Source organism: Aeromonas sp. R6-2 (genome assembly GCF_040908155.1).
GTDB lineage: Bacteria > Pseudomonadota > Gammaproteobacteria > Enterobacterales > Aeromonadaceae > Aeromonas > Aeromonas schubertii.
The window spans coordinates 17,164-27,631 of record NZ_JBFODE010000060.1 but is presented as its reverse complement, the minus strand read 5'-3'; the positions used below and the strand labels follow the sequence as shown (position 1 = coordinate 27,631).

The following is a 10,468-nucleotide window of genomic DNA, read 5'->3' as shown; positions in this document are numbered from 1 at the left end:
CCTAGCACGACACCATTGGCACAGGCAAACGCACTGACCATATGGATGGCTGAAGCCCTGTCATCACGGTGATAGGAGCCTCGCAACACCTTTCCATCCAAGGCGATAACGTCGCCGTTACTGCACTGACTTACCGATGTCATCCAGCTGAGAAAACAATGCTGAAACTGCAATGGGTCGAGCCGGGAAATGACGCGGGCAATCGTGTCATCAACCGGCATGCCATTGAGGAAGAGCTGGCGCTTCTGGAACCAGTCTAGATGGGCGTCACCAAAGTCCTCAATATCCTGCCATCCTTCAGCACCACCGATAACAGCACAGAGCGTCAGAAACAGCACATCAAATAAGGGATAAGCCACTTTGGCGGTTTGCCTTGGGTCTTGGAGCTCGGCAAAGTGCTTAGAGAAGGCGTCGATGGGCATGAAGTGGCTCTCCGAAAAGAGAGCATAAGATCACAGCCCGGGACGGCGGTCAAACCCAATGGTTCGCTCAAAAAGCGTTCGCGATCTCGCCCTGGTCCCAGAAGTCTTTTCAGAATTTATCAGTGAAAGCCACGGACTGTATAAAAACGGTGATCTGTCATGGAAAAATATTTCATATGGTATAAGGCTGGCAGACAATGAAAAAGATATATCAGTAGATATTGGCGGGACTTACTATGCCCCCATGTCACTGGCTAGCTCATCATATTTATCGATTAGAAAAGATGAAATAATTAAGAATAATGATCCATCTAGAGTGACAACTGCTAAGCAATCTTATGAGGTTGAAGATGCTCATTTGAATAAAATTTGGAAGTCTATTCCTGCATCATTCCGGTCATCTATGAAAGATGAGCAAATAGCATGGATATGGGGAAAAGAAAGTAAGTGCGGCAAGATAGAATCAGCAGACCTTGCAGATCTATCCATATCGGAGAAGGTTAATAGGTATGAGTGCCAAACCGAAATGACCAAAAATCGCGCAAAATATCTAAGCGGTAAATAGTGATAATATAAAAACTGTACGGTTCTTGTTATTACCGAACACCGGCGTCAGCCGGTGTTTTCTTGTGTCATAGAAATTCTGGGACACCCACCATTTTGACAGGAGCGTAGCGCTTTGCGGGAAAATGCTGAGAAATTCTGGGTCACCCACAACGGGAACTCTGTGACACCCATCATTTGTAACCGTTCACCGACAGGGACTTGACGCACACAACTCGGCAGGGATGGGGTAATCGGTACAGATCCAGCAATCACTTGAAAGCATTCAATAATAGGCCTCTTTTTACTGATTTGAACAGTATTTATCGGGGTGGATATAGGCTCGTAGCCAAGTAGTATGTTTTATTTTTTTTCTGTGGGTGATGATGTATGGTCTTTTGGTTTTTTCGAACGAATGGAGAGCGGTCGCCATGTCATTTTTTGTCTCACTCACTCAGTCAGTTCTGGTTGATATTTAGAGTTTAAGGAATGACTTATTGTTTCAATCGCGGTTGTCTTGTTTTTAACCATGGTGTTGGGTTGAGTCAAGCAGTTACAAAGAGAGTCTCTACTATTAACCGGAGTGGATCTCCGGCCCTTCTTGATATCTGTTTTTTGACATCGAATTGGTGACCATGATGTGATAACTGGTGGTCATATGAGCCAATAAAGTGTAGAGTGGTTAGGCTAAATATTGACCTGAATGGTCATCACGGGAGAATGGAACGAACTGACAGGGAGGCATAGATGGAACAGTATCAGTCTTGGCTGGGGGATTATCTGCTGAGCCGACGCGACGGGGATCATGCCATGGCGGCCGATCTGGCGCGGGATATTGAGGCGTTCTGGGCCGAGCAAGGCAACAAAGAGGAAAAAGAGAAGTGGCGCAGCCGCTACCGCCAACATCTGGCGCAGGCAGTCTGAGTCACACGCGATAGCGGGGCCTTTGGCCCCGTTCCTTTTTGGCTCTCACAGCCACTCCAGATCGGCATAGGGTGCCTGGCGAAGGGCGCTGAGGCGGCTGGCCAGATCGCCGGCGTGGATCTCCAGGCGGTGGCCGTCCGGATCGAGCAGGTAAATCGAGTCACCCTCGCTGCTGTTCTGTTTCCACTCCACCACAGCGGCGGCGCGCAGCCGCTCACAGAAGGTGGCGAAGTGCTCGGGATCGATGGAGAGGGCTACATGGGTGTAATCCCGGGCCGGGGCTGGCGTGTCGCATGAGAGGCAGAGCCAGAGTGTTCCCAGACTTAGGTAGGCTCCGCCGCTCCAGCGTACATGGGGGTGAAAGCCCAGCAGATCGCGATAGAAGGTGAGGCTGCGCTCGAGATCGCCGCTAGCCAGGGTCAGATGATTAAGACCGGTCAGCATGTCCCAATTCCTAATGGGTGAGCCAGATCATCAGGCTGAAGAATCCGGCCATCAGCGAGCCCAGTCCAATGATCCAGTAAAACCCCTTGAGTCCCTGTTTGAGGGGAATGCGAAACCAGAGCAGGAAGAGATACCAGCCAATGGCCAGCAGCAGGGGAATAAGAAACATTCGAGCCATCACGTCCTCACTGTTATGCTGTGGCCTCTTCGTTGCATACCTAATGGACTGTAACAATGAATCAGCTGCAAATCACCGCCTTCGGCGATCCTTCTGTTCTCAGGCTGGCCAGCGTGCCCGAAACCGTCCCCGGTGAGGGGCAGGTGCGGGTGCGGGTGCACTATGCCGGCGTAAATCCCATCGATGCCAAGACGCGTGCCGGCCTCGGCTGGGCGGCAGCCCAAAATCGGGACAAGCTTCCCTGGACCCCGGGTTATGACGTGGCCGGTGTGGTCGAGGCGCTGGGCCCCGGCGTGACCACACTTGCCGTGGGCGACAGGGTGTGTGGCATGGTGGGTTTCCCCCTCGCCGGTGGTGGCTATGGCGAGTCTGTGGTGGCGCAGGTGGATGAGTTGGCCCGCCTGACCACACTGCCGCTGGATCAGGGGGCCGGTCTGCCTCTGGCCGGGCTCACCGCCTGGCAAGGGCTCTTCGAGCACGGTGAGCTGCAAAAGGGGCAGCGGGTGTTGATTCTGGCCGCCGCCGGTGGTGTGGGCCATCTGGCGCTGCAGTGGGCGCGCGCCTGGGGCGCCGAGGTGGTGGCCCTGGCCAGCCCGGATAACCATGGCTTCGTGTTGGGACTGGGGGCGCGTGCTGCCTTCGATTATCACGACCCCGACTGGCCCGCCCGGGTGGGCGAGGTTGATCTGGTGCTGGATCTGGTGGGGGGCGAGAGCGGCCAGCGGGCGCTCGCCTGTGTCAAGGCCGGTGGCCGGCTGGTCACTGTCCCCACCATCACGGCCGAGGCGATCAAGGCGGCCGGGAGCGAAGGTGGCGTCGAGGTGCGCGGCATGCTGGTCCACCCGGACAGCAAACAGCTCGCCCAGATGGTGATGCTGCTCGAGATGGGTGAGGCCCATCTCCAGCTCGCCCATATTTTCCCTCTGGCCGAAGGGGCCCTGGCCCATCAGGCCATCGAAGGCGGTCACACCCGCGGCAAGTTGCTGCTGCGCATGGATGGCCATGCCTGATCTGGCGCTTTGGCTGGGTGCCCATGGCCTGACGGCGCTGTTTGTCAGCGCCTTCGTCTCGGCCACCCTGCTGCCCGGTGGCTCAGAGGTGTTGCTGGGCGCCATGGTGGCCCAGCAGCAGTGGAGCCTCTCCAGCCTGCTCGGGTGGGCGACCCTGGGCAATACCCTGGGCTCCATGACCACCTTTGCCCTCGGTTGGTGGGCCCGGCGTCACAAGGCTCCCGAGGATTTCACCGGCCGTGGGGAACAAACGGCCCTTTCGTGGCTCCAACTACATGGCCACTGGGCCCTGCTACTGGCCTGGGCCCCGATCGTCGGGGATGGCCTCTGCCTGCTGGCGGGTTGGCTAAAGATGGCGCCCCTGCGCGCCTGCCTGCTGATCGCCCTGGGCAAACTGGCCCGTTATGGAACGGTCGCCCTGCTGGCCGGCCAGTTCTTCTGACTCAACGCGAGGTATTCGTGAAGCATCCACTCTCTCTTCTTGTGCTCGCCCTGCTCTCCTCCTCGGTGCTGGCGGCCCCGACCCTGGTGGCCGAACAGCATAAAGAGCCCGGCAAGCTCGCCATTCCCTATCAGATGTATCGCCTCGACAACGGTCTGACCGTGATCCTGGCACCGGACAAGTCTGACCCTCTGGTCCATCTCGATGTCACCTACCACGTGGGCTCTTCCCGCGAGGTGGTGGGCAAGTCCGGTTTTGCCCACTTCTTCGAGCACATGATGTTCCAGGGATCGAAAAACGTGGGCGATCAGGAACATATGCGCATCATCAACGAGGCCGGTGGCACCATGAACGGGACCACCAACCGGGATCGCACCAACTACTACGAAACCGTGCCGGCCAACCAGCTGGAGAAGGTGCTCTGGCTCGAAGCCGACCGCATGGGCTTCCTGCTCGATGCGGTGAGCCAGAAGAAGTTCGAAATACAGCGTGCCACGGTCAAGAACGAACGGGCCCAGCGTATCGACAACCAGCCTTACGGCCTGGTGGGAGAGCGGGTGGGTGAGGCGCTCTATCCGCGCACCCATCCCTACTCCTGGCAGCCTATCGGCTATGTGGAGGATCTCGACCGGGTCGGTGTGGATGACTTGAAGCAGTTCTTCCTGCGCTGGTATGGTCCCAACAATGCCACCCTGACCCTGGGCGGCGACTTCGAGCCCAAGCAGGCCCTGGCCTGGATTGAGCAATACTTCGGCCCGATCCCCCGTGGACCCGAGGTGGCCGAGCCGACCCCCGAGCCGGTGACCCTGCCAGAGACCCGTTACGTCACCCTGGAAGACAAGGTGCACCTGCCGCTGCTCTATATCAGTTACCCGACCGTCGCCCTTGGGGATCCGCAAGAGCCGGCCCTCGACATGTTTGCCGACGTGCTGGGGGGCTCGGCGAGCTCCATGCTCTATCAGGCCCTGGTCAAGACGGGCAAGGCGGTCGACGTGGGTGCCTCCCACTACTGTGAGGAGCTCGCCTGTACCCTCACCGTCTATGCCTACCCCAACCCGGCGGTCGATGGCAGCCTCAAGAGCCTCAAGGCCGAGGTGGACAAGGTGATCGGCCAGTTTGCCCGGCGTGGTGTGCAGCCAGATGATCTCGAGAAGGCGATCAACAAGTACCGGGCCTCGACCATCTGGGGTCTGGACAGTGTCGAGGGCAAGGTGAGCCAGCTCGCCATGGGCCAGGTCTTCATGCAAGACCCCAACTACCTCTTCAAGAGCCTGGATGCCATCGGCAAGGTGACTCCGGCCCAGGTCAAGGCCGCCTATGACAAGTACATACTGAACAAGCCGTCCGTGGTGTTGAGCGTGGTGCCCAAGGGCAAGCGGGATTGGCAGGCGGCCAAGCCCAACTTCACGCCGGCCGAGCGTGCGCTGCCCGACTACAGCAAGCACGGGCAGGTGTTGCCGGTGCGCACCGTCAAAGATGACTTCGATCGCAGCGTGCAGCCCAAGGCTGGCCCGGCGGTCAGTGTGACGGTGCCGACCACCTGGCACGGCAAGCTCGACAAGGGGATCGAGATCATCGGCACCAGGAGTGACGAGATCCCGGCCGTCTCCATCACCATCGCCCTGCCCGGCGGGATCCGTGCAGAAGGCAAGGATCAACTCGGCATCGCCAACCTGACTGCGGCCATGCTGGGGCAGGGGAGTGAGCGCCTGAGCGAGGCTCAGCTCAGCGACGAGCTGCAAAAACTCGGCTCCGGTATCAGCTTCTCCAGTGCCCAGTACAATAACCTCATCACCATCAGCAGCCTGACCGACAAGTTGCCCGAGACCCTGGCGCTGGTGCAGGAGCTCCTGTTCCAGCCCGGTTTGCGTGAGGCTGACTTCGAGCGCACCAAGAACCAGATCCTGCAGGGGATGCAGCAGAGTCAGCAGCAACCGGCCTGGATGGCGGGCCAAGCTTTCCGCGAGCTGCTCTACGGCCAGCAGACCCGCCTCGGTCAGCCCTCTGACGGCACCCTCAAGGATGTCGAGAAGTTGACCCTGGCGGATGTGAAGGCCTTCTGGCAGCGCTACTACAACCCGGCCAATGCCCGCATCGTGGTGGCTGGCGACGTGGACCAGGCCACCATCGAGCAGGGGCTCACGTTCCTCACTCGCTGGCAGGGCAAGGCCCCCGAGCTGGGTAACCTCAAGCCGACCGAGCCCCAGGCCAAGCCCGGCATCTATCTGGTCGACAAGCCGGGGGCCCCCCAGTCGGTGATCCGCATCGGTCGCCGGGCGCTGCCCTACGACGCCACCGGTGAGTACTTCGAGGCCGGTCTGATGAACTTCAACCTGGGAGGCAACTTCAACAGCCGCATCAACCTCAAGCTGCGCGAGGAGAAGGGCTATACCTACGGGGCCAGCTCGGGCTTCTCCGCCAACCGCGACGCCGGTGTCTTCGCCGTCGGTGCCGACGTGCGGGCCGACGCCACCGTCGATGCCATCCGTCAGGTGCTGCTGGAGCTCGACAAGTACCGCAAGGAGGGACCGAGCGCGAAAGAGATGGATTACTTGCGCAGCGCCGTGACCCAGCAGGATGCCCTCTCCTACGAGACCCTGGATCAGAAGGCGGGTTTCTTGTTGCAGATGATCATGTATCAGTTGGGGCCTGACTTCGTGGCCCGCCAGGGGGAGATCATCAAGACCATCAAGCCGCAGGCCCTCAAGGCCCTGGCCGAGCGCTGGCTGGATCCGGGCCAGATGGTGATCGTGGTGGTCGGCGATCGCAAGGAGCTTGAAAAACCGCTGCAGGAGCTACATCTTCCCATTTATCCGCTGCCCGCACCTTAAGGCAGCCACAACAACCACCGGCTCCCCTTCGGGGGAGCCTGGAGTGAGCCGTGATTATGACAACACAGACCCTCACCCTCGACGAGCTGCTGGCCGCCCTGGGGACACCGGAACGCCTGCCTGCTCTCAAGGGGATGCGTCGTGGCATCGAGCGCGAGACCCTGCGTATCACCCCGACCGGCGAACTGTCGCAGCAGGATCACCCGCGAGCCTTGGGATCGGCCCTGACCCATGCCAACATCACCACCGACTATGCCGAGCCGCTGCTGGAGTTCATTACCCCGGCGACTGACTCTATCGATACCCTGCTCGAGCAGCTCGGAGACGTCCATCGCACCGCGATGCATCAGATGGGTGACGAGCGCCTCTGGCCCCTCTCCATGCCCTGCTTCGTCGGTGGCGAGGAGAGCATCCGTCTGGCCGAATATGGCAGCTCCAACATCGGTCGGATGAAGAACCTCTATCGACGTGGTCTCAAGCTGCGCTACGGCAGCCTGATGCAGGTGATCGCCGGGGTGCACTTCAACTTCTCCATGCCCGAGAGTTTCTGGTGCGAGTGGCAGGCCCTCGCCTGCAAGGAGTGTTGCAGCCAGCGTTTCATCTCTGAAAAGTACATGGGGCTTATTCGCAACGTCTACCGCTTCGGTTGGCTGGTACCCTATCTGTTTGGGGCCTCCCCGGCCATCTGCGCCTCCTTCCTCAAGGGACGCGAGACTCGCCTTCCCTTCGAGAAGCTGGGGGAGGGGACCCTCTACCTCCCCTATGCCACCTCCCTGCGCCTGTCGGATCTTGGCTATACCAACAGCGCCCAGGCCGGGCTCAACATCAGCCACGACAGCCTGCCGGCCTATGTGGCGTCGTTGCGCCGCGCCATCCAGACCCATGCTCCCGAGTTTTCCAGGCTGGGGGTCAAGGTGGATGGCGAGTATCGTCAGCTCAACGACAACGTGCTGCAGCTGGAGAACGAGCTGTACGCCCCGATCCGTCCCAAGAACACCCCGCGCAGCGGTGAGAAGCCCTCGGATGCCCTGGCCCGGCGCGGTATCGACTACATCGAGCTGCGCACCGTGGACGTCAACCCCTTCAGCCCTATCGGCATCGAGGCCGACCAGATCCGCTTCTTCGATCTCTTCCTGGTGTGGTGCCTGCTGCGTCCGTCCCCCTTGCTGGGGGAAGAGGAGATGGCCCGCAACCGCCGCAACCAGACCAGGGTGGTGTTGGAGGGGCGTCGCCCCGGCCTGATGCTGGAGACCGACGGTGGCGAGCAGAGCCTCAAGGAGTGGGGTCTGTCCCTGTTCGACGAGCTGGCCAAGGTGGCCACCCTGCTCGATGCCAGCTGTGGTCGCCGCAACCGCTATGCCGCCACCCTGGAGGCCTTGCGTCCCCGTCTCGAGGATCCCGAGCTGACCCTGTCGGCCCGCCTGCTGCGCGAGCTCAAGTCCGAGAACAAGGACAACGCCTGCCTCGGCCGCGAGCTGGCCGCCCGTTACCGGGAGCAGTTGCTCACCACGCCTCTGGAGTATTGGGATGAGGAGTACTTCACCGCCGAGGCGCGTGACTCCCTGCAAAAACAGCGAGAGATTGAGCGCGGCGACAGCCTGAGCTTCGATGACTTCCTGGCCGACTACTTCGGCCAAGGGGTGCCGGTCGCCTGAGGGCGCCCCAGGGAAGAAGAGAAAAAAGCCCCGTCACAGTGACGGGGCTTTTTCTTGGCGCTTGTTGTGGGTGCCGGCTCAGGCGACCCCATACATGGCGTCGATCTCCTGCTTGTAGGTCGCCTCTATGATGCGACGGCGCAGCTTCATGGTGGGGGTGAGCTCCCCCAACTCCATGGAGAAGGCGCGCGGCAGCAGGGTGAACTTCTTCACCTGCTCGAACTTGGCCAGCTCCTGTTGCAGCTCCGCGATACGGGCTTCGAAGAACTCCACCACCTTGGAGTGGCGCAGCAGCTCGGTCTTGCACTGGTACTGCAGGTTGATGGAGCGGGCGTACTCCTCCAGCGACTCGAAGCAGGGCACGATCAGGGCCGAGACGAAGTGGCGGGCGTCGGCCACGATGGCGATCTGCTCGATGAAGCGATCCTTGCCGAGGGTCCCTTCCACCACCTGGGGGGCCACATACTTGCCGTTGGAGGTCTTCATCAGCTCCTTGAGGCGCTCGGTGAAGTAGATGTTCCCTTTGGCGTCGATATCGCCGGCGTCGCCGGTGCGCAGGAAGCCATCGTCGGTCATCACCTCGGCCGTCGCCTGGGGCTTTTTGTAGTAGCCGCGCATCACGGTCGCCGAGCGCACCAGCAGCTCCTTGTTCTCACCCAGCTTGACCTCGATCCCCGGCAGCAGGGTACCGATAGAGCCCAGCTTGAAGTGACTCTCCTCGTAGCAGCAGACGGTGGCCGTGGTCTCGGTCATGCCGTAGCCGTACTTGAGGTTGAGCCCCATGGCCTGGAAGAAGAGGTTAACGTCGTCGGCGAGGCGGGCACCGGCCACCGGCAGGAAACGGGTGCGGCCACCGAAGCGGGCGCGCAGCTTGCGAAACACCAGCCGTTCGGCGAGCCAGAGCTGGCCGTAGAGCAGGGGCGAGACCCGTTTATCCTGCTGGCGACGCTCCACCACCCGGGTACCGACCCGGGTGGCCCAACCGAACAGGGCGCGGCGCAGGGGTGGCGCCTCGGCCACCTTGGCCTGGATCATGGCGTAGGCCTTCTCGTAGAGACGCGGCACCGAGCACATGACGGTGGGTTTGACCTCGCCGAGGACCGACATCACCTGCTGGGGGTCGCGGATATAGACGTTTTCGGCGCCGCAGTAGAGCACATAGTAGCTCCAGGCCCGCTCGAAGACGTGGCTGAGGGGCAGCATGCACAGGGAGACATCCTCCTCACCCAGATCGAGGCGACCGTCGTGCATCTGGAAGCAGGCGGCGATGTTGGCAAAGTCCAGCATCACCCCCTTGGGTTCGCCCGTGGTGCCCGAGGTGTAGATGAGGGTGAGCAGATCGTCCATGGCGTAGCGACGCTCGCGCTCTCGCAGGGTCTGCTCGCTCGGAAGGTGGTTGCCGCTGCTGAGGAAGGTCTGGAAGTGGCAGGCCTGCTGGCAGCCGCGCAGATTGATGGTGCCATCGAGGGCGATCACCAGGCGAATGTCACCGCTCTCGATCAGTTGCAGCGCCTGGTCGAACTGGGGCTGCTCCCCCACGAAGAGGATCTGGATGTCGGCGTCACGCACTATGTAACGCGCCTGCTCCAGGGTGCTGGTGGGGTAGATGGGGACGCTCACCCCGCGGGCGGCGAGGATACCGAGGTCGGCCTGGGTCCACTCCGGCATGTTGCGGGCATAGATGCCCACCATCTCTTTCTCCTGATGGCCGGCGCGGATCAGCGCCTGGGCACAGTAGTCCATGGCCTGGCCCAGGGTGCGCCAACCGATGGCTCGCCACTGGCCATCCTGACGGGTCCGCAGGGCCGCCTTGTTACCCAACCGGGCAATGCGCTCGCGAATCAGTCGAACCAAATGAAGCTGCTGCATCAAAAAGATTTCCTCAGTAACAGTTGTACGCCCTCAGGCGGCGTAATCAGCGGGCTAGAGTGTAAACACTAAAAATACAGCTTACAAGTGTGCGCTGTTTTCGGAGATCACATTTTGCACATTTCGCCGGGGCTTGGGATGAGCCCCAAA

At 60.6% G+C, this 10,468-nt stretch carries 10 protein-coding genes; 6 read left to right on the top strand and 4 right to left on the bottom strand.

From position 1 onward, the window contains the following. Positions 1 to 422 (bottom strand): ISAs1 family transposase (locus AB5Y48_RS15975; protein ID WP_368163772.1); only part of this gene is annotated, 422 nt, incomplete at its 3' end. 58 nt (positions 423 to 480) lie between these two features. Between AB5Y48_RS15975 and AB5Y48_RS15970 the strand changes: the two genes are divergently transcribed. Beyond that, complete coding sequence (locus AB5Y48_RS15970; RefSeq protein WP_368165096.1) at positions 481 to 987, top strand: lysozyme inhibitor LprI family protein; 507 nt, start codon at positions 481 to 483, stop codon at positions 985 to 987. Positions 988 to 1,712: 725 nt separating this feature from the next. Beyond that, positions 1,713 to 1,889, top strand: a complete 177-nt coding sequence (locus AB5Y48_RS15965) for a hypothetical protein (RefSeq protein WP_168929920.1) — start codon at positions 1,713 to 1,715, stop codon at positions 1,887 to 1,889. Positions 1,890 to 1,934: 45 nt separating this feature from the next. Here the strand turns inward: AB5Y48_RS15965 and fos are convergent, their stop codons facing one another. Next, positions 1,935 to 2,333, bottom strand: a complete 399-nt coding sequence (gene fos / locus AB5Y48_RS15960) for a fosfomycin resistance glutathione transferase (protein ID WP_368165094.1) — start codon at positions 2,331 to 2,333, stop codon at positions 1,935 to 1,937. Positions 2,334 to 2,343: 10 nt separating this feature from the next. Next, a complete protein-coding gene (locus AB5Y48_RS15955) occupies positions 2,344 to 2,511 on the bottom strand; it encodes a hypothetical protein (RefSeq protein ID WP_162491590.1) in 168 nt (55 codons plus the stop codon). 56 nt (positions 2,512 to 2,567) lie between these two features. Between AB5Y48_RS15955 and AB5Y48_RS15950 the strand changes: the two genes are divergently transcribed. The 4 genes from AB5Y48_RS15950 to gshA are packed head-to-tail and all read left to right on the top strand — an operon-like array spanning position 2,568 to position 8,449. Next, a complete protein-coding gene (locus tag AB5Y48_RS15950; protein ID WP_368165093.1) occupies positions 2,568 to 3,521 on the top strand; it encodes an NADP-dependent oxidoreductase in 954 nt (317 codons plus the stop codon). Then, complete coding sequence (locus AB5Y48_RS15945; protein WP_050666473.1) at positions 3,514 to 3,963, top strand: YqaA family protein; 450 nt, start codon at positions 3,514 to 3,516, stop codon at positions 3,961 to 3,963. Before AB5Y48_RS15950 ends, AB5Y48_RS15945 begins: the two co-directional genes overlap by 8 nt. A 17-nt stretch (positions 3,964 to 3,980) precedes the next feature. Beyond that, positions 3,981 to 6,794, top strand: a complete 2,814-nt coding sequence (locus AB5Y48_RS15940) for a M16 family metallopeptidase (protein WP_368165091.1) — start codon at positions 3,981 to 3,983, stop codon at positions 6,792 to 6,794. A 56-nt stretch (positions 6,795 to 6,850) separates the two neighbouring features. Continuing rightward, entirely contained in the window at positions 6,851 to 8,449 is a 1,599-nt protein-coding gene (gshA, locus tag AB5Y48_RS15935; RefSeq protein ID WP_050666475.1) for a glutamate--cysteine ligase, read from the top strand. A 78-nt stretch (positions 8,450 to 8,527) separates the two neighbouring features. Here the strand turns inward: gshA and AB5Y48_RS15930 are convergent, their stop codons facing one another. Beyond that, a complete protein-coding gene (locus AB5Y48_RS15930) occupies positions 8,528 to 10,318 on the bottom strand; it encodes a long-chain fatty acid--CoA ligase (protein ID WP_050666476.1) in 1,791 nt (596 codons plus the stop codon). Positions 10,319 to 10,468: the final 150 nt, after the last annotated feature.